This window comes from Oscillibacter sp., assembly GCF_032018205.1.
Classification (GTDB): domain Bacteria; phylum Bacillota; class Clostridia; order Oscillospirales; family Oscillospiraceae; genus Oscillibacter.
Genome location: NZ_DALZOY010000008.1, coordinates 112689 through 132999, shown reverse-complemented (window position 1 = coordinate 132999; position 20311 = coordinate 112689). Strand labels below are relative to the sequence as shown.

The 20311-nt window shown below is 45.2% G+C and carries 20 protein-coding genes; 1 reads left to right on the top strand and 19 read right to left on the bottom strand.

From position 1 onward, the window contains the following. The 8 genes from rpsC to rpsJ form a co-directional block, all read right to left on the bottom strand. Positions 1–898, bottom strand: an 898-nt coding sequence (gene rpsC, locus RTU96_RS08310; protein ID WP_312636060.1) for a 30S ribosomal protein S3, incomplete at its 3' end; no start/stop codon positions are given. Between the two features lie 18 nt (positions 899–916). Further along, positions 917–1261 (bottom strand): 50S ribosomal protein L22, encoded by a 345-nt coding sequence (gene rplV, locus RTU96_RS08305; RefSeq protein WP_312636058.1) that lies wholly within the window; start codon positions 1259–1261, stop codon positions 917–919. A gap of 18 nt (positions 1262–1279) precedes the next feature. Next, a complete protein-coding gene (rpsS, locus tag RTU96_RS08300; protein WP_294856696.1) occupies positions 1280–1543 on the bottom strand; it encodes a 30S ribosomal protein S19 in 264 nt (87 codons plus the stop codon). 15 nt (positions 1544–1558) lie between these two features. Beyond that, entirely contained in the window at positions 1559–2392 is an 834-nt protein-coding gene (rplB, locus tag RTU96_RS08295; RefSeq protein WP_312159819.1) for a 50S ribosomal protein L2, read from the bottom strand. Positions 2393–2428: 36 nt separating this feature from the next. After that, on the bottom strand, positions 2429–2725 hold the full coding sequence (gene rplW, locus RTU96_RS08290) for a 50S ribosomal protein L23 (RefSeq protein ID WP_294856698.1): 297 nt from the start codon (positions 2723–2725) through the stop codon (positions 2429–2431). Then, on the bottom strand, positions 2725–3348 hold the full coding sequence (gene rplD / locus RTU96_RS08285; RefSeq protein WP_294856699.1) for a 50S ribosomal protein L4: 624 nt from the start codon (positions 3346–3348) through the stop codon (positions 2725–2727). The genes rplW and rplD overlap by 1 nt, the downstream gene beginning before the upstream one ends. Before the next feature lie 18 nt (positions 3349–3366). Continuing rightward, positions 3367–4086, bottom strand: coding sequence for a 50S ribosomal protein L3 (rplC, locus tag RTU96_RS08280; protein WP_312636057.1), 720 nt, complete (start codon positions 4084–4086; stop codon positions 3367–3369). A 130-nt stretch (positions 4087–4216) separates the two neighbouring features. Further along, on the bottom strand, positions 4217–4531 hold the full coding sequence (gene rpsJ, locus RTU96_RS08275) for a 30S ribosomal protein S10 (RefSeq protein ID WP_312281728.1): 315 nt from the start codon (positions 4529–4531) through the stop codon (positions 4217–4219). 474 nt (positions 4532–5005) lie between these two features. On the opposite strand from rpsJ, the gene RTU96_RS08270 reads away from it, so the two are divergent. Then, complete coding sequence (locus RTU96_RS08270; protein WP_312636055.1) at positions 5006–6622, top strand: putative manganese-dependent inorganic diphosphatase; 1617 nt, start codon at positions 5006–5008, stop codon at positions 6620–6622. Positions 6623–6819: 197 nt separating this feature from the next. Here the strand turns inward: RTU96_RS08270 and RTU96_RS08265 are convergent, their stop codons facing one another. The 11 genes from RTU96_RS08265 to RTU96_RS08215 all read right to left on the bottom strand — a co-directional run bounded on the left by RTU96_RS08265 (position 6820) and on the right by RTU96_RS08215 (position 20308). After that, positions 6820–7458, bottom strand: coding sequence for a hypothetical protein (locus RTU96_RS08265; RefSeq protein ID WP_312636053.1), 639 nt, complete (start codon positions 7456–7458; stop codon positions 6820–6822). Positions 7459–7685: 227 nt separating this feature from the next. Beyond that, positions 7686–8384 carry an MBL fold metallo-hydrolase gene (locus tag RTU96_RS08260; RefSeq protein WP_312636052.1) on the bottom strand — a complete coding sequence of 233 codons (699 nt, stop codon included), beginning with the start codon at positions 8382–8384 and terminating at the stop codon, positions 7686–7688. Between the two features lie 95 nt (positions 8385–8479). Next, entirely contained in the window at positions 8480–9091 is a 612-nt protein-coding gene (locus RTU96_RS08255; protein ID WP_312636051.1) for a DNA-3-methyladenine glycosylase, read from the bottom strand. Between the two features lie 3 nt (positions 9092–9094). Further along, the gene (locus RTU96_RS08250) at positions 9095–9547 is read right to left on the bottom strand and encodes an N-acetyltransferase (RefSeq protein ID WP_312636050.1); all 453 of its coding nucleotides are present in this window, start codon (positions 9545–9547) and stop codon (positions 9095–9097) included. A gap of 359 nt (positions 9548–9906) precedes the next feature. Continuing rightward, positions 9907–11232 (bottom strand): hypothetical protein, encoded by a 1326-nt coding sequence (locus tag RTU96_RS08245; RefSeq protein ID WP_024345832.1) that lies wholly within the window; start codon positions 11230–11232, stop codon positions 9907–9909. A gap of 62 nt (positions 11233–11294) precedes the next feature. Continuing rightward, positions 11295–12173 (bottom strand): hypothetical protein, encoded by an 879-nt coding sequence (locus tag RTU96_RS08240; protein WP_024345833.1) that lies wholly within the window; start codon positions 12171–12173, stop codon positions 11295–11297. Positions 12174–12186: 13 nt separating this feature from the next. Then, the gene (locus tag RTU96_RS08235; protein ID WP_024345834.1) at positions 12187–13032 is read right to left on the bottom strand and encodes a TIGR02391 family protein; all 846 of its coding nucleotides are present in this window, start codon (positions 13030–13032) and stop codon (positions 12187–12189) included. An 85-nt stretch (positions 13033–13117) separates the two neighbouring features. Continuing rightward, the gene (locus RTU96_RS08230; protein ID WP_024345835.1) at positions 13118–14260 is read right to left on the bottom strand and encodes a helix-turn-helix domain-containing protein; all 1143 of its coding nucleotides are present in this window, start codon (positions 14258–14260) and stop codon (positions 13118–13120) included. Positions 14261–14288: 28 nt separating this feature from the next. Then, entirely contained in the window at positions 14289–17612 is a 3324-nt protein-coding gene (locus RTU96_RS08225; protein WP_024345836.1) for a DEAD/DEAH box helicase, read from the bottom strand. Continuing rightward, positions 17609–18400 carry a Hachiman antiphage defense system protein HamA gene (locus RTU96_RS08220; protein ID WP_024345837.1) on the bottom strand — a complete coding sequence of 264 codons (792 nt, stop codon included), beginning with the start codon at positions 18398–18400 and terminating at the stop codon, positions 17609–17611. The genes RTU96_RS08225 and RTU96_RS08220 overlap by 4 nt, the downstream gene beginning before the upstream one ends. Positions 18401–18664: 264 nt before the next feature. After that, a complete protein-coding gene (locus RTU96_RS08215; RefSeq protein WP_024345838.1) occupies positions 18665–20308 on the bottom strand; it encodes a recombinase family protein in 1644 nt (547 codons plus the stop codon). Positions 20309–20311 lie beyond the last annotated feature (3 nt).

The window sequence follows — 20311 nt, the reverse complement described above, 5'->3', positions numbered from 1 at the left end:
GGCCACGGTTGAAGCCGCCGCCCTGTCCGCCTGCGGGACCACGGTTGAAGCCGCCGCCCTGTCCGCCTGCGGGGCCACGGTTGAAGCCGCCGCCCTGTCCGCCTGCGGGACCACGGTTGAAGCCGCCACCCTGTCCGCCGGGACCACGGTTGAAGCCGCCAGGCCGACGGTCGCCGCCACGGAAGTCGCCATCACGGCGAGGCCGACGCTCACGACGCTCCTGATAAGGCTTCGTAGTATCCATGGTGCGGGGAGTGGTACGCAGAGTCTGAGAAAGGACCTCTCCCTTATACACCCAAACCTTCACGCCGATGCGGCCGAAGGTGGTGGCAGCCTCCGCGAAGCCATAATCAATGTCGGCGCGGATGGTCTGCAGGGGAATGGTACCCTCGTGATAGTGCTCAACGCCCGCAATCTCGCGGCCGCCCAAACGACCGGAGCAGCAGCACTTGATTCCCTTGGCGCCGGCGCGCATGGCGCGGGCCATGGAATTTTTCATAGCGCGACGGTGAGAGATGCGCTTTTCAAGCTGCTGGGCAATGTTCTCTGCCACAAGCTGGGCATCCATGTCGGGGTTGCGCACCTCGACGATGTTCAGCTTCACCTTCTTGCCGGTCATCTTCTCAACGGCCAGACGATACTGCTCGATCTGCTCGCCGCCCTTACCGATGACCACGCCCGGACGGGCGCAGTGCAGGAAAATGGTGACTGTGTCGTTGCTGCGCTCAATCTCAATCTTGGGAACGCCAGCACCGTACAGGGTCTTCTTCAGGTATTTGCGGATTTTCTGATCCTCGACGATCAGGTCGCCGACCTTCTCATCACTGGCATACCAACGGGAATCCCAGTCTTTGATGACGCCCACGCGCATGCCGTGGGGATTAACTTTCTGTCCCATAAAAAACTGTCTCCTCCCTTATGCCTTTTCCGTCACGGCCAGCGTGACGTGAGAGCTTCTCTTGTTGATGCGGTACGCGCGGCCCTGCGCCCGGGGCATCATCCGCTTGAGGATGGGGCCGGGGGTAGCGAAGACCTGACTGACGTACAGCTTGCTGGGGTCCATGGCGAAGTTGTTCTCCGCGTTTGCGGCGGCGCTCTTGAGAAGCTTCATCAGAGGCTCGGACGCAGCCTTGGGGGTCTGCATCAGAATCGCCATGGCGGTGCCCACATCTTTGCCGCGGATCAGATCGCAGACGATCTGAATCTTGCGGGGAGCGATGCGGACATAGCGCAGAAATGCTTTTGCTTCATTGTTTTCCATATTTCGCATCCTCCTTTATCAGTTTTTCTTTGCATGGCCGCGGAAGGTCCGGGTGGGGGCGAACTCGCCCAGCTTGTGACCCACCATGTCTTCCTGAACATAGACGGGCACGTGCTTGCGCCCGTCGTGCACGGCGATGGTATGACCCACGAAAGCGGGGAAGATGGTGGAGCTACGGCTCCAGGTCTTCAGCACCTGCTTTTCGTTCTTCTCGTTCATTGCTTCAACCCGCTTGAGAAGCTCAGGGGCAACATACGGGCCTTTTTTGACAGATCTGCTCATAATCTACTTGCCTCCTTACTTCTCGTTCCGGCGCTTAACGATAAATTTGCTGGTGGGGTTCTTGCCCTTGCGGGTCTTGTAACCCATGGCGGGCTTGCCCCAAGGCGTCACAGGGCCGGGGCGGCCAACAGGTGCGCGGCCCTCGCCGCCGCCGTGGGGATGGTCGTTGGGGTTCATGACGGAACCACGGACCGTGGGGCGCCAGCCCATGTGGCGCTTGCGTCCGGCCTTGCCGATGTTGATGTTCTCGTGGTCAATGTTGCCCACTTGGCCGATAGTGGCCATGCAGTTGATCCGCACAATGCGCACCTCGCCGGAGGGCATACGAATCTGAGCGTCCTTGCCCTCCTTGGCCATCAACTGGGCGGAGGTACCGGCGGAGCGCACCAGCTGGGCGCCGTTGCCGGGATGAAGCTCAATGTTGTGGATAATGGTACCCACGGGGATCTTCTCGATGGGCAGCGCGTTGCCCGGCAGAATGTCGGCGTCGGGTCCGGTCATGATCTTGTGGCCGGACTTCATGCCAACGGGAGCCAGGATGTAGCGCTTCTCGCCGTCCTCATACTGGATGAGGGCGATGTTGGCGCTGCGGTTGGGATCGTACTCCAGACGCAGGACGGTGGCGCTTCCCTGCTTGTCGCGCTTGAAGTCGATGATGCGGTACTTGCGCTTGTTGCCGCCGCCGCGATGGCGGACGGTGATGCGGCCGTAGCTGTTGCGGCCGGAAGACTTCTTCAGAGACTCGGTGAGGCTGGGCTCGGGCTTGGCTTTCTTGTCAAGACCGTCGAAACCGGAAACCGTCATCTGTCTTCTGGAAGGCGTCGTCGGCTTATAAGATTTAATAGACATCGCTTAACACTCCTTACAGTTATATCGGTTCCGGTCTTAGACCATCCCCTCGAAGAACTCGATGGTCTTGGATTCGTCGGTAAGCTGGACATAGGCCTTCTTCCAGGTCTTGGTCTTGCCGGGACGGCCCGCGCCGCGGCGCTTCTCTTTGCCCGGAACGGTCAGCGTGTTCACGCTTTTGACCTTCACGCCGAAGATCTCCTCAACGGCCTTTTTAATCTCGATCTTACCGGCTTCCTTGGCGACCTCGAAGACATATTTCTTGTCGGCGACGGCGCCCATGGCGCGCTCGGTGATGATCGGGCGGATCACGATATCGTAACTGGTGGCCATTACGCGAACACCTCCTCGATTTTGGCGAGCGCAGTCTGGTCAATGACCAACTTCTTGGCATTGAGAATGTCATAGACGCTCAGAATGGTGGCGGTGGTGGTGGACACGCCGGGAAGATTCCGGGCGCTCTTGACCACGACGTCGTCCTTCTCAGGGACGATGACCATGGACTTGCCGTCCGCCTTGACGGCGTCCAGGAACTTGCGGAAGTCAGCGGTCTTGATGGCGTCCATCTTAATGGAGTCCACCACGATGATCTCGCCGTCCGCTGCCTTGGCGGACAAAACAGACTTCAGCGCCAAGCGCTTGATCTTCTTGTTCAGGACATAGCTGTAATCCCGGGGCTTGGGGGCAAACACGATGCCGCCGTGGGTCCACTGGGGAGAACGGGTGGAGCCCTGACGGGCATGACCGGTTCCCTTCTGACGCCAGGGCTTTCTGCCGCCGCCGGAAACCTCGGCGCGGGTCAGGGCGCTCTGGGTGCCCTGCCGGCAGTTGGCCAGGTGATTCTTTACGGCCTCGTGGACGACAGCCCCATTCGGCTCGATGCCAAAGACGGCGTCGCTCAGAGTGACCTCGCCGACTTTTGCGCCGGACATATTCAAAACTTCAACATTAGGCATATTCTAAGCACCCCTTTCTCACTTGCTTCTCGCGGAAGCCTTCTGCGGGTTGCGGCCGGAAGCCTTCTGCGGGTTGTGGCTGATGCCGGTCTCCACATTCTTGGCCCGGTGCGTCTTCACGGTGGTCTTCACGGTGACAAGGCTGCCCTTGGGGCCGGGAATCGCGCCGCAGACCACGAGCATATTCAGCTCCGGGTCCACCTTCACAACGGTCAGGTTCTGCACAGTGACCTGATCCACGCCCATGTGACCCGCGCCGATCTTCCCCTTGAAAATCTTGGAGGGATCGGAAGAAGAGCCCATGGAACCCGCGTGACGGTGCACGGGGCCGCCGCCGTGGCTGGTGGGCGTACGGTGTGCGCCGTGGCGCTTGATAACGCCCGCAAAGCCGTGGCCCTTGCTGGTGCCGGTCACGTCCACGAAGTCGCCTGCCTTGAACACGTCGGCCTTCACAAGGTCGCCCACGTTCATCTCGGCGCCGTTTTCCAAATTGAACTCACGCAGGTGCTTCTTGGGGCCCACGCCCGCCTTGGTAAGATGGCCCATCTCAGGCTTGGTGAGCTTACGCTCGACCACATCTTCATAGCCCAACTGGACAGTCTCATAGCCGTCTCTCTCCGTGGTCTTCTTCATAGTGACCACGCAGGGACCGGCCTCGATCACGGTGACGGGAATCACGTGACCGTTCTCATCAAAGATCTGGCTCATGCCGACCTTTTTGCCGATGATTGCTTTCATGTATGTTCCTCCTTAAAGGTTATTGGTCGGCTTAGATACGGCCGCGCCGCATTGCTCTGCCGACATGACCCGTCCGCCCCGCAAGTTGGCAGACAATGGGTGAGCAACGAATTAAATGTGGGAAAGGGTCTTACAGCTTGATCTCAATCTCAACGCCCGCGGGCAGCTCCAGAGCCATCAGCGCTTCCACGGTCTTGGGGGTGGAGCGGGTGATGTCGATGAGGCGCTTGTGGGTGCGGCGCTCAAACTGTTCGCGGCTGTCCTTGTACTTGTGGACGGCCCGCAGGATGGTGACGACCTCTTTCCGGGTGGGCAGAGGGATGGGGCCGGAGACTTCAGCGCCGGTGCGCTTAGCGGTCTCGACAATCTTCTCTGCGCTCTGGTCGATGACCTGATGGTCATAGGCCTTCAGACGAATGCGAATCATTTGCTTCTGTGCTGCCATAAGTTGTTTCCTCCTGAATTTCGTACATAGTTTTTTGTTGTTCCGAAAACTGTGTACGGCGGGAAGTTTTTCTGTACGCTTATCCGTGCGTATCATTCTCGCTCATGAAAAATACCGGCGCAATACGGCCGGTATCCAAACATGGCGCAGCGATCTACGCAACGTGCAGATTCCTTCTCAGCCGCCCGATCATCGGACATACTCCCCGAAAGTTACCGGGGCAAGCCCCGCAATCTCCCGGTTCATCGCAGTTTGCGCGTTTTTGGCATAGTTCGCCCTTTGCGCGCTCAATTATGATACAAGATATGTTCCCCAATGTCAAGTGAAATTTTATATTTTGTTCCAATTTCCGCGAAGATTCTTTATAAAGGTTTGCGTGCGGTTTTTCTTGTAACCCCGGAGGGGATATAGTACAATGAAACCATCATCAATTTAACCGGGCCAAAGCGCCCGTAAACTGAAAGGAATATTTGCATGGACACCATCTATGTCACCGGGCACCGCAACCCCGACACGGACTCCATTGTCTCCGCCATGGCTTATGCCGCCCTGCGCAATTCTCTGGGGGACCGGGAATACACGGCGGCGTGCCTCGGCAGAGTAAACGATGAAACCCAGGCCGTGCTGGACCGCTTTGGCTTTGAGCCGCCCATGCTGCTGAAAAACGTGCGGACCCAGGTAGACGACCTCTCCTATGACACGCCGCCGCTGCTCAGCGCCGGCGTTACCGTCAGCCGGGCGTGGCGCGTGATTCATCAGGACGCCAACACCAAAGCCATTCCTGTGACCAATGAGGACGGGACGCTGTATGGAATGCTCTCCTCCGGAGACATCGCCTCCTATGATATCTCCTCCGTCCGCAATCCTCATGTCAGCAACATTCCCCTGTACAATCTTTTATCCGTTTTGGAGGGCAAGGTGCTCAACAAGGCCGGCGAGCAGGTGGACACCATCTCCGGCGAGGTGACCATTGCCCTTCCCTCCTCCCGCAAAAACTTGATGTTTGACGCGAAGGACAGCATTGTCGTGTGCGGCGACCAGCCGGACATGATTCGCTACGCTATGGAGCTGGGGGTCCAGTGCCTGATCGTGTGCCAGTCGGAGGTAAGCGAGGAGCTGCGGGCCATGGAGACGGAGACATGCCTGATCTCCACGCCCTATGACGCATACCGCACGGTGCGGCTGATCTGCCTTTCCCTGCCGGTAAACCGCATCTGTAAAACAGAAGACCTTGTCTGCTTCCATCTGGACGATTATATCGACGACGTGCGGGAAACGGTTTTGAAAAGCCGCTTCCGCTGCTATCCCATTCTGGACGATGAAGAAAAGGTAGTGGGAACCCTGTCCCGCTTCCACCTGCTGCGTCCCGCCCGCAAACGGGTGGTTCTGGTGGACCACAACGAAGCCGCTCAGGCTGTCCGCGGACTTGAGCAGGCGGAGATTCTGGAAATTATCGACCACCACCGTCTGGCGGACATTCAGACCGGAAATCCCATCTATGTTCGCAATGAGCCGGTGGGCAGCACCACCACCATTGTGGCGGGAATGTATCAGGACCGGGGCCTGATGCCCTCGGAGAAAATGGCGGGACTGATGGCCGCAGCCATTCTCTCCGACACGGTTATGTTCAAATCCCCCACCTGCACCCAGCGGGACATTGACATGGCAAACCGCATGGCCCGTCTTGCTAAGATTTCCTTAGATGAACTGGGCCACATGATTTTCTCCGTCTCCAGCGGTGAAACTCACACGGCGGAAGAGCTTTTAATGACGGACTTTAAGGAATTCCATATCGCCGGGCACGACCTTGGCGTGTCCCAGATCACCTGCGCGGATTCCGGGCAGTTTTTGGCCCGGAGGGAGGAGTTTGCGGAATCTCTGCACCGGATGCGCACGGAAAAGCACTATGACTTGGCCATCCTGATGCTGACCGACGTTTTGCAGGAGGGCAGCCGCCTCTTCTTCGCCGGGGACGAGCAGACCATCCAGCAGGCGTTCAACGCCAAGACGGAAAACGGCAGCGTCTTTCTGCCTCACGTCATGTCCCGGAAAAAGCAGGTGATTCCCGCCCTCTCCGCCCTCTGGGGCTGATGGCGCAAGGACCAGTTTTCAAATCCGGCATACCAACACAATACGAAAGAGCGCCTCATAGAAGTGCTTCAGATTGTAGACAAAACAGCTCTAGGACTTGCTTCCTAGAGCTGTTTTGTCTACAATCTGAGAGTTCATCTTAAATGAATGATCTTTTTTAAGATTAGCGCAATATTTATTATAAAACCTCAATTCATTTAGTCAGTGACCCTTTCCAGTTCAAAGCATGTTGCCTCTAATACCAAAATAAGGCTATCATTATTAACAACTAAAAAACTTACAGGTATGCCGAATCCTGAAGAAGAGTCAGATACTTGTATTGCTTTTATTTCATCATCCATATTTATACCTGGCAGATCCATTTTAAAATTCCTATAAAAATCGTCTTTGTTATAACATATCATAGTAATTTCATAGAGCGGATTTTTAAGTTCATATTGATAATCATTATAGTTTTTTAGCTCTTTTGATGAGAATAGGTCTTTATCAATTACAATTTCATCATCAATAATTTTTTGCCCTGTTGGATATTCAGAAGCATCATTATATGAATTTGCAAATCCCAAAAGCTTCTCAACCTTCCAAGTCCCATAGAAAAATTTTTCAGTTTCACTATCCAAAGCCATTCTCCCTACAAATGGTTCAGTTGGATTAGTTCCATCAACATTATCAGCTTCTTCTACTTCATCATCTGCAGTTGGCGTACTATCTTGTTCTCCAACAGTGTTAATAGCAGTCTCATCGTCTTGATTTTTTAATACAGATCCATTGCTGCATCCAATTAAACAGGCAGATAGAATAGGCACTACCAGAAATATTAACACTCTTCTTCTCATTTTTTCTCTCGTCTTTCCTATTATTTACTCTTCTAATTTATAATATAAATATCTATCTAAATTTAATCCACAAATATACCAATTGTCAAATGTTTTTTACCATTGTGTGACAGGTATAGCCCCTCCCGGCACGGGATTGATACAAAAGCCCTGAGAACGCCGCTATGCGGCGCTCTTTTTTGTTTTCTCAATATAAAGTAATTACGGAACTTGACGCGAAGTGGGCTTCAGTTTGGCAAATAAACCCCGCCATGATAGCAGTAATACGCCTCCGCCTTCAGCGCCAGCAGCGTTTCAAGCGACGTCTCGGCTGCTTCCCTGTCCAGCGCGAACTGGGGGTTCGCCGTCACGGGCAGACCGTTTTCCAGCGCCATGGTGTCCCCGGTAATCATAATGGCGTTCTCTTCCAGAAACAGCGAAATGTGCCCCGGCGTGTGGCCGGGAGTGGCGACGACGCGGCACCCGCCGCACCAGTCCAGCCATTCGCCGCCGCGCAAAAGCCCGTTTACCTCCACCGGCTCCACCCGGCGCAGAAGTTTGCAAAACGCCCGCCCGAACTCCTGCATCTCCGGCGGCAGCGTTTCCTGCATCTCCTCCGCCTGCCGGAGCCGCAGCGGCTTTTCCCTCCCGGAGATAAACGGTTCCTCGGCGGCAGACGCATAAATCTTTATATTGGGATTTGCCCGCCGCAGCGCGGCGGCCGCGCCCATGTGGTCGTGGTCGTGGTGCGTCAGGACAAGCTCCGTCAAGTCTTGTACCGACAGCCCAATCTTTTTCAATTCCCGCTCCACAATTGGCAGTGCGCCAATCCATCCGCAGTCCACAAGAATGGCGCACTCCCCGTCCCGCAGTACCGCAGGATATACCGTCTCCTCCGCGCCCTGAAACGCCATGGTGACAGCGAGCAAGTGTATTTCGTGTTCCATTTTCCACGTTCCTTTCTCGTCAGTATGGCGCGATTTCCTCTTCCGCAGATCAAAAGGCTTCCCGGCAAAGCCGGGATTTCTTTCTGGCCATTTCCTCACCTAACCGACACGTATTGGTTATCCTTACTATAAAATCTCCACGGATAGTCTTTTGCCTCTCCGGCATAGTCCACACCTACCCGCTTCGCCGTCACCACAGAAAAGTCCTCCTGTTTCCCTTCCTCTATATACAGCGCATCCCCGCACAGATCCACGCCGTTAAACCGCCTGTCAAGCCCCAGCGCGCTGCACAGCTTTCCCGGCCCGTTGGTCAGGCCAAGACGCTGGGTTTTTGTCAGCTCTCCGTAAAGCTTGCCAAACCGCGCCAGCGCCATCTGCTCCAATCCCTCCAGCGGCTCCAACCCACGGATCAAAACGGCCTGAGGAATTTCCTTCTCAGCCGTCACCACGTTGAAGCAGCAGTGCATTCCGTAGATCATAAACACGTAAGCAAACCCCGCCTCGCCGTACATAACCTCCACCCGGGGCGTTCTCCTGCCGCCATAGGAGTGGGCAGCCCGATCCTTCGCGCCCATATATGCCTCTGTCTCCACAATCCGGGCGGCGATTCTCTCTCCGCCGATTTCCCGGACAAGCACTTTCCCCAGAAGTTCCTTGGCAACGGAAATCGAATCCCGGCTGTAAAATGCTCTGTCCAGCTTTTCCACGGCCTAATCCTCCCTGCGTTCCCGCCCAGCTGACGGTTGATTCCATACCATGAGGTACTCTTCCTCATCCGTATTTTCATCAATCTGTTCCTGCTTTATTACAAATAATTCCCGTTGATAAAAATTGACAGCCTTTATGTTCTTTTTATAAACTGTTAAGCTAAGCGCGGAATAGCGCTGTTTTATTTTGTCAAGCAGTTGTTTTCCAATCCCTTTTGACTGCGCGTCAGCAGAGACAAATATTCCTGCTATATATCCATTGTCCACTCCAACAAAAGCGACAATCTTTCTCTCTGATTCATAAATATATATTTCCGCATCCGGAAGCATGCTCTTTACCAAATCAAAATTGCTTTCCCAATACCCTTTAGAGATAAAGTTGTGGGCTTGAATATTTGTATCAAGCCATATTTCCATTACTTTTTCGATATCTTTGCTTTCAAATTTTCTAATCATGGCACCCTCAATGCCTTTGGGGGTCAGTCCGACAACGTATTGTAGTCTAACCCCTGCTTTTCTCTTCCAAATCGCAATACGTCATCAGTATCACTGCTTCAACGTGTGTTGATGCCGTGAATCGGATTCCCGCAAGGCGTATTTTCGCCTTGGCGGAATCGTTATCTTTTCTTACGAGTCTTCATCATAAACATTTTTTAAGAACTCCACCTTTCCCAATTATACCACAAATTTTGTTTTGGGAATGATTGTGTCTTCTTAAAAGGGAACAATTTTGCCGATAGCAATCACTACCAACAGTGAAGCTCTTGAGCAACGAACTCAAGAGCTTCACTCTTAGCAGTATTAAATATATTGGATCATATATAAGGATCACTTAGTATTTCTTTACCTGTACTTTCATCCTGCAATAGATCCTTTAGATATGATGTCAATGCATCAAAGCTCATTCCTTTTTTAAACCCTCTGTTTCCATGTATCCATCGATTGTTTTGAGTATTATCGAATAGTAATTCACAAGTTCTTCTGGGGAATTTTCCGAGTGCAGAATTAAAAAAGTCATTCCATACAGAATAATGATGAGTATGTATAAATTCTTCCCACGATTGAATAACCTCTTCCTCAGACCTTATATCTATAATTTCTATTTCCTCTAAATTTCTATCATCAACTGCTCCCCATGCTTTTTTCAACATATCAATTGCGGCTTGGTCGCTTTTAGGAGCGCTGTAACCAAAGATAGTCAACCTATATGCACTTTCCAGGTATTGGCCCAGTTGTTTCCAGCTCATTGAAATATAAGGGTTTTCATCATAATTTTTTTCTCTTATTGGATACAACAATGGCACCCTTTTTAGCATTCGTCCACATTTAGAACAAACGGCATAGGGACTGCCCAATACCATATCTTCTTCACAAGTGGCAACCGCAATATTTCCATGCAAGAATGCCATCTGTGGTAAATTATCTGTAATTCTAGTACATCTGCTATATGCTTCAACCAGCAAAGGGTCCCAATTAAATGTGGCAACTAAATCTTTTTTTGTTAGGCTGAGCAGTAAATAATCATATATCGTAGGTTCATCAGGCAACTCAAAATCACAAAAATACTTTTCAATAGCATCTTCTAGCTGAATTCGCTGTAGCTCGCAATCGCCTCGTTCATACATCTCCATATAGATATCTTCAAGATTATCACTCGTTGTCTTCAAATTAATGCTTGAAATGATGGATTGCATTCCTAATTTATCGATAAACCCCTTCATTGCAGATATCTTTTTTCCGTTTTTATCGCCATTCAATATTGTAGCCACGCTTGCTCCCGCGCCTAGCAAAACGACATGGGGTCTGCTTTTATAATACTTTTCAAACTGATGGACTTTATCTTCAAGATCATCTGGTTCGCTTGATTTATATTTCTCAAACATTGAGTCTAGTTCTTCTTGACTTATTGGTTGTCCGTCATTTCCAATACAAGGATTATATAAAACCTCATCATCATTGATTTCAATTACGCCGTTACTGATCCGACCTGTTGCAGCAAGTGTCTCATAAAAATCAACAATACCTTCTCCATCTAACAAGGGACTTCCCATCACAAAATCTCTACATACTGCATCTTTTAATAACTTAACTTTATCTTCTTCACTTATTTCTTTCCATCTTTTGTTCTCAAATTTATTCATATTAATATCGCCTCTCTACAAAAGCGGATTTGGTATTGAATTTAATCCGTTCAATTCTTTATTTAAGATTTTTGTATATACCATAAAAATGAATCTTCAGTCATTCTTAATATCATCAGCGCATCTTCTTGAACCGGGTTATCCTCTCCATGAGCTCCTAATCCAGACATTGCACTATATAAAGTTGCAAAAATTCTATATCTATTTGCTCCTTTGTTTTTATCCAGCCAATATTTAAATATCTTATTTTTCGTGCTTAATTCTATACCGTTGTCTTCAATGCGCTCGTTGGTAGCTTTCAAAATACCTTTCAAATAATCGGAATTATCACTATCAATTTTTGCGAAGTATTTTTCAAAAGCAGTTCTACAGTTATCAATGCAGCTTTTAAAATTTCCATTACTATAGGTTTCCAAGGCTTCGTTGTAATGTCTTAATACCTCTGGAGAATTTCTTAGCAGTTCATTCCTCATAAGCGACATTTGTGATTGTCTCTCTATTTCCCCAATGGATAGGTATTGAATTGTATATGTATATCCTGCCTCGCCATAATCTACCTGAAGCTCATACCCTAATAATTCCAACCCATTTCTAATTTTATCTATAATTTCATCTTCAATTTCAGTACGTTGTAGTCTACGAAATATTTCATTTAAAAACGCATTGAGTAGTTCTTTATTGTCCTTAATCTCATTGCATATTTTCAACATACCCATTTCCGGATTAAAATGATCATTATCATTGCGGTATCCACGATTAAAGCTATATGGATTAAAAAAATAACCATATTCTTCTATTAATGAAGATGCTCCAATACAGCCAAGTATAAGTTCCAATAGACCATTTCCAGTCCTATGCGCCACACGCCTTATAGGTATATCTAAAAAGCTACATAACTGAGCTAAACTTTTATCTTCTTTACTATCCAACACAACCCCCATATTTTTATCCTCCCTATTTATTAGGCATCCGGTGACACTCATCAAGATATTTGTGAGCAAATGATATTAATGTCAATATATCTAAAGCCTTTGTCTCTTCTATCATCCAGTTAATTTTAGGAGTATGAGCTGCTGGGTTTCTTACCAAATGAAATATAGCTTCTAATAATTCTTTTACTCCAGTAAACTCACTTTTCTCACTATCTGTCTGCAGAGAATTAAAAAACAGATATGGATCACCTTTAGCAAATGCCTTTTGGAACAACTCACCACCATCTGAAGATAAACCAGTTATCTGGCGTACTCTCTCTGCCAGTCCTTTAGCCGCTTCAAACACTGCGTCATAGTAGTCTTTACGCAAATAATCCTTTATACAATATTTCTGAACCTCGTTGTGAATTGCCCTATTATAAAGTTCCCGCTTTAAATGGTTCATACGCCTATCTACTTCATCCAATGTTGTTGCCTGTTCTACATCAACGACTTTCCCTTCTTTACTAACAGACAGACCAGCCAATAATAACACTTTATTAGTTTCTTCTAAAAGATGAAGGTATTTTTCTCTATTACTTTGTACTGTAAAAGCAACGGGATTTAGCGCTTTGGCAATGAAGTCGAAGACTCGTTGTAGCGATTTATTGGTGTTTATTTCATTCGCCAAACAATTATATAGCCAATCTCGTTTATTCAAGCCTAACGTATAGGTGTAACCATTACTAGACTTTCCATCATCAACCAAGGTTATTTGACTCTGCTGCAATAACCCAGACAATTCGCTTTTTGAAAACCCTTCACTGGTATGAGCTAAAACATCACATACAGCTTTTAATTGCTGTTGATCCAACATTTTTGCTGTCATTTAATCACCTCCATGTCATTTAAAGTGAAAGTATATAATAAGCAATTTATTAATTATATTTCTGTTTAAGTGTCAACTCATTCACTTAATAATTAGCTCGAAAATTATTTAGCATCTTTTTCAAGATAAGTGCATTTGTATAATCTTTTTTAAATGCACTCATCACATATCCCTCTATATTTGGAAAAAGAGGAAGTTTTCCTTCAAAATCGGAAGCATTATAGTCAGTATAATTTTCTTTCACAAACTTATTGAATCTTGCCTTCTCAAACTCTGAATCAAAGATAAGAATGCACTCTAAGAAACGTCTCCTTGATGTTTGTTCCTCATCCATATCATCAGTAATATAGAACTTATGAACAATATACTCCATTGACTCTTTAATAAGATACTTATAACTAATATCCCAATTCATGCTGTTTCTATCTAACGATAACCCCGCTACTTTTGGAGTGGCCGTGAAATATCTACCCCCATCTAAGGCTGCCCCTCCCAAAGAATCTAACAATGTTTGATGATAATAGAGATTGATATCATACCAATGAGGACGACTATCATATTGCCCAAACAGATAAAACTCATATCCATCCCTGTCATCTGCAGCCGAGACCTGTTCTATTACGAATTCTGGTGCATACTTATAATACTTTCTTGATTCATCAGCCGAGTCAACCCAATCTGATGGACTTTGCAAATACAGAATGACACGTTCAAGTGCTGTCGCATCTATTCCAAAGCGCTTCTTCCAAAGCGTTTCAATAATATTAATGTCAGCCGAAGAGTTTTTCGGTGTATTAGTATCCATAATGCGAACATATATGTTGTTTGCAAAAACTCCCTGATATTGCTCCGTCAAATAATACGGAGTATTGCGATCATTATGTATGATTATTACATCAATAGTTTTTTCAGATAAGAGAATAGATTGAACTGTAACAGTGGGTCTGATTCCACCAGCGAATTTTTTATCACGCAAAAAAGATACTAAATCTTGTGTTCTCTTCCGGTGAGAATCATCTACCAAGTCCTGTATTTCATAATCTCTTTCTTCATCAACACCGATAATAATCAAGCCATCTTTGCTTGATAAATTATTCGCCATACAAATAATATCATGCAGAAGATCAGCCTTATTGCCATACCATTCCCGTTTAAAATCCCAATGATCACCTTCTTGTTTCAAGGAGATTAAGCTGTCTACCTGCTCAGTTAAATCTTGTATATTCATGGAACATCTCCTTAGGTTTACTTTATCGCTATCTCATGGTATTCACAACCACCATAGGATTGTACGATTTTAAACTCCATTCATCACTTTCACATTCAAAATACAAACCATTAACATTTGCTATTTCCCCGAAAGGCAATTCCTCTGTTGATTCTACTTTTTCATAAAAATATCCATCACTTGAAGATAGAAATAATTCACCACCATTTTCGCGAATGTATAATTTATCAGGGAGGTTCGCTTTTTTCCATGTGAAAGTTGGGAAAGATATCCTTCTAGGTAATTGTTCTCTTGCGGACTCTGAAAGCAATTCAATCCACACCTTGACTCCATCTGAAATAGTTATTTCTTGAAAAGGAAAGTCTAATAGAATCTGTTTAATTTCTGAAATATCTTTATCCATAAATATTTCAAAAGAAGAAAGTTCTAGTGCAGCACTTCTAGAACGCACACCAGCCATATATATGTTTGCTGCTGCTAAATTTGGTAAGCCGAGTTCAACGAACATTGCAAGTGATGCATATGCTTGAACAATATTTTCTTCAGACTCAGAGTCAAACATTTGAGAGATCGCATGAATAATCCATGGCAATGTAAAGCCGTAGTAATCTTTAGAAATTTTATCAGCTCCTGGTTCTAATTCTACTATTTTAACAAGAGGAGCCCCATAAATCCAGTGACAACGTACCCTATCTAAAACCATCTGATTTGGTACTGTATCCATTAAAGTATGTGCATTCTCATTGCTCCAGATCTCGATTTCTCGGATTGTACTGTCAATTATTTTATTATGAGCATCATCATCTCCAAAAGATTGAATAAATGCTAAAATAAGTGTTCTAAAATAATCAGTATTTTCAAATATCATCTTAGATACCGAAAGGGGAACCCCTGATGCAATGAGTTTTTTCCTGACAGATTTATTTGGTATCCGGTTCAATAGTGCCGTAGTCCTGGCACGTAACAGATCTATATAACGCTCTTCATCCTTAACTTCCGCTTGGATAAGTGCTAACGATTTTCTAAAAACATCATCAATCCAGTCAACCTCATCATCTTCATTAAAATCTTCATGCATTGCAAGTAGTTCATCATCTAAATAATCAAAAATCTCATTCACTGATTCAATATATCTTTCATTGATATCTGTATCTACAAAGTCATTTGCAATAGCTTCAACAAGCAAATTAAAATCAGTATTTGTTTGTCTAGAAACTTGACAAATATATCTTAAAGCAACAAGTATACCACTTTGTACCTTTTCTATTTTTTGACTATTAAAATAACTATGAGCAAGTCTTCTATTTCTATTTATCTGCCATTGTTCTTCAGTTGTATCAATAGCATAGAGAATTTTTCCTTCGACATCAGAAAAAGCACGTCCAGCTCTTCCACAAATATTCCAAAAGTCTCTTTTACTAATTGTTTCATTAGAATAATAGGGTGTCGATACAATTACAGTCGATATTCCAACATTTACTCCTTGCCCAAGAGTAGATGAAGCTATAATTATCAAAGGGGGCTTAGAGCGCATAAGCTTCTCTATAGCAATCCGTACAAGTGTTGGAAGACGATTATTATGACAAATAACCCCCTTCTTCGCAGCAACTAAAACAATATCGTCATTACTAAGTTCTTCAGTACATACACTTTCAAAAGCATTCCACAAAGAATGATCCCATGGGTAATCTTTCGGTTGATTGCCTAGTGCTAAAAGTACACTTTCAGCCAGTCCTTCGATTGAATTTGCTCTTGCAGAATATATCATAACCGTCCCTGTTTGGGCTAATCGAACTGCTGTAGCAGCAACAGCTTCTTTTTTGTTCTTTGGAAATGGAGTTCTTCTAGTCCCAAATCCCAATGGTTTTTTCTGCACGAAATTAGGGTTAAATGGTTCGCCTTCGCTTTTCCATTCCAATCTAACACGATTTCCATTCCAGAGAAGTAGACCTAACCTCTCTAATGCAGGTTTCCATTCTGACTTTGCTACCAATTCAACATCATCAGTAATCCATTGAGCTAAATCACCTGAATTAGGTAATACCGCAGATAGAAGTAATATCCTAATTTGATTTCTTGAAGCATATTCCTTGATATGTGTAAGGAACATCTCATTTTTGATATATCTTTCTTCTGCCCCTAATAAATGTCCCTCATCAACAACAATTAATTTAACTTCTGCTTCAAGACCTGAACCGCATCGAATAAGAGCTTTTGCTTTCTCAGGAGTTGCGATAATAATTTGAGATTGGTTGATAAGTTCAAAATCGGTAACGTTTGCTGTAGAACCGCCATACAATTGTGATACTGTTATTCCTAATGGACCAAATGTTTTGTTTAGACTTTGTTCTATTTCAAAAGCTAAAGAGCGAAATGGAGCCAAATATAAGACTTTTGACATTATTTTTGTAGATAAAGTTTTTAGAATCGCTATTTCTGCAACTCTTGTTTTCCCACCACTTGTACGCAGATTAATAATTGCACCACTATTCTCTCCAACAGCAAGTGGAAGTGCTGCGGTTTGGGATGGCCACATTTCTGTAACAGGAGATTTAAACCCACTAAGAAGACGGATATATTTACTGGTGATGTACCTAGCCGGTAACAGAGGCGGTAATACTGACCAAAGGGACGATTCTTGATATGTGGAAAAAATTATTTTTAATAGCCTAATAATCAGCCAATATAGTGTCAAGTTGCTATACGAAGCTAGTGTCAACATCTTCATAACAATATCATCTATAAGCTTAAAATTCTCTTGATTCCCTGTGTGAACGAAGTCAATAATAACTAAAAAGCAGCGTGCTATTTCGTGAGAAATAACCCATTCATCAAATTCACGGACATCCTTTTGTTCGCTTGTTTGAGAAAAAAAGATATTACTTGCGAATTGTAATAAAGATTTAAAATCTTTTTTTACAAATTGTATAATCATTTGTCCAACAGCAAAGTCTGTATTAATATCATTGAGGATTATAAATGCACGAGAATATTGTTTCGCTGCATATAAAGCCATTCCAGCAATCAAAAGATTATAATCTCTTGTTTCTAATTCATTAGGATTATACTTGAATGCATCAGATAATATTTTCCCTGCCTTTTCTAATACAGCAAATCCTTCGCTTGTATCGGAATCCTGATTTTCAATTAACGAACACCCACAAGAGAGCATAACATATGCAACATGGGTCGCTTTCTCTGTTAACACAGGATCAAAATCAGGGTAATTTTCAGGATTCTCTCGAATTTCTTGTAATATTCTTCGAGCATCGGTCTGAGCTATAATATTTTCAATACGGTTCTGCGAGAGTTTAATTAGTAACTCATTAATATAATTTGAAGGAATGCTCATATACTTTCCTCCATTCGTTTAAAAGCTTGTTGTACAATTTCTTCTGGTTCTTTCATTCCTAATGAAATCATCATCAAGTTTTTAAGATTATCGTTGGTGTGTTTATTTACAACTTTTTTTGCATTGTTATTACTCATCAGCAAACCGACATAATCAATTTTTAACTTATTAGTTGCAAACAGCAACGCACAATTTTGAACTTTTATACCCATCTCAGGTTTTCCTTCTTGAAATAACCGTTCAGCTACAAACATCAGAGAGACGGGTAATCCAGCTTTATTTGAACGAACAAGCCCATCAACTATATCAATTACAGATTGCTTATCCGGAACACCTCTAAACTTCGATTCGCCAACAATAATTCGTACAGGATCAGAATCTAAATCAAATATTAAAACGTCATCACCTTTCATTGATTGATCTGGATTTGGATTATATCTCAATCTATATATAGGGAGTTGCAAGTTAGTAGTCTCACCTAAATATTCTGCTAAAAAGATTTCGGCAAAGTTCCCCTTCTGTGTTGTCAGACTTTGAGGATATGGGGACCGAATTGAGGGGGCATTGGCTATTTTTAAGGAGTCAATCAAATCTTTATGACGTCTTAATGCATCAGAACTGATATGGTTCCTTTCAAGAACAGGTAACATGTACTCAAGCAGAACATCATTATGCCCATTTTCTAAAAGTTCTCTATGCTCAATACCACTTAAAGTATCCTCATCAGATGAGGAAAGAGAAACTGAAAATGGATGAATCCCAACTGGATGTTGATTAATAATAGACATGATGACCCCCTTTTAATGAATGTAGTAAATTTCAACTTATGTAATTTATTTTTCTATCGTCAATAACTTACAAACCAATATAAAATCAATCTTTTTTTATTATATTTTACCATATTATAACTGTTTTTTCTACCCGAATTATAGGTTTCTTATTGTTACTATACTGCCAACAATAAAACCCTCAGCCCACTGTCTGAGGATTTTATTCTTACCAGTACTTTATATACTGGCAGGAACCGCTGGTCTTTCGGCTCCTGCCGTCATTTAATCATCACACAGGACATCCTGCCGGATAACGATGCCCGATTGAAATTGAATTTCTATTTTGCTCTCGCTGATAACCCTGATTATTTTAAGCAGTCTGCGGACAAGGTCATCGTCAAACTCCCGTTTTAAGTAGTTGATTTTTTTCGTATAGCTACTCATCTCATGCAGACGCTGTTCATAGGATTCCGCCAGGTGTCGTTCTTGAAGTACCTTTGCCTTCTTCTTCCTTAACTCCTTGATTTCATCTGCGATGATGCGGTATTCTTTATCGAAGGTATCGTCTGCACACTCGGCTTTAGCGCTTTCTTCAATAAGTTTCATCATTTCCTGTTGAAGCTGTTCGATTTGCTCATCGTATTCGGTAGGCTCTGCCTGTGCAGAGTAGCTTCCGATGATGCGGATTACATTTTCTCGGAATGCCTGCACAAATTCTCCCTGATCCTCTACCACGTTATTAATTGCGGTCATTATCGCTTCATGGAGGCTGTCTTCTTTCAGAGTGGGGGAATGTTTGCATCTCTTAGAACCGTGCTTGAGGCGGTTGTCACAGCGCCACACGGCTTTTTTCATACCATACTTCGACCATACCTGCCTGCGGTAGGGCTGACCGCATTCTGCGCATACCATAATATCCGACAGCACATATTTAGCGCTGTACTTACCTTTGATAGACGGTGCATCCACTTTTTTAGATGCAGGTCGGTAGATTGCACCTCTGCGCGCCTTTTCCTCTTGTACTCGCTGGTACAGCTCCTTTGGTATAATCGCTTCATGGTTGTCCTCTATGTAGTACTGCGGTACGATACTTTTATTTATCACCTTTTTCTTCGTCAGAAAATCCACTGTATAGGTTTTCTGCATCAGGGCATCACCCATATATTTTTCGTTGCTAAGCATTTTGTCAATGACCGTTGCCTGCCATACAGTCTTTCCAGTGACTGTGAGGATACCATCGGCTTCCAGTATCCGTTTAATTTTATAACTACTGTTTCCCTCTAAAAAAAGGCGGAAAATCCTGCGCACCAGATCCGCTTCCTCTGGTATGATGACAAGATTTCCGTCTTTATCCTTTGTGTAGCCTAAAAACTTGCTATGATTGACAATTACCTTACCGCTTTCAAATTTTCGAACGATTCCCCAATGGCAGTTCTCGCTGATATTGCGGCTTTCCTCCTGTGCCTGGCTACTTAAGATGGTAACCAGAAGCTCACCGCTGCCATCCAGCGTATTGATGCCCTCTTTCTCAAAGAATACCGCGATGTTCTTTTCCTTTAGCTTTCGAATATTCATCAGTGAATCTACGGTGTTTCGGGCGAAGCGGCTGATGGATTTGGTGATGACCATATCAATTTTACCAGCCATGCAGTCCTCAATCATGGCTTGGAAGTTACTTCTGTTTTTTGTTGAGGTTGCGCTTTTTCCGTCATCCGCATAGATTCCTGCCAGCTTCCAGCTAGGATTATTCTCGATTTTTTCTGTGTAGTAGTTTACCTGTGCTTCGTAGCTGGTTTCCTGCTGTTCCTGCAGAGTGCTGACGCGGCAGTAAGCCGCAACCCGCATGGCTTTCATTTGTGGACGAATTGTTCTGTCGTATCCTCGTGTTGCAGGGATAATCGAAATATTCTTCTTTACTGCTTGCATCTT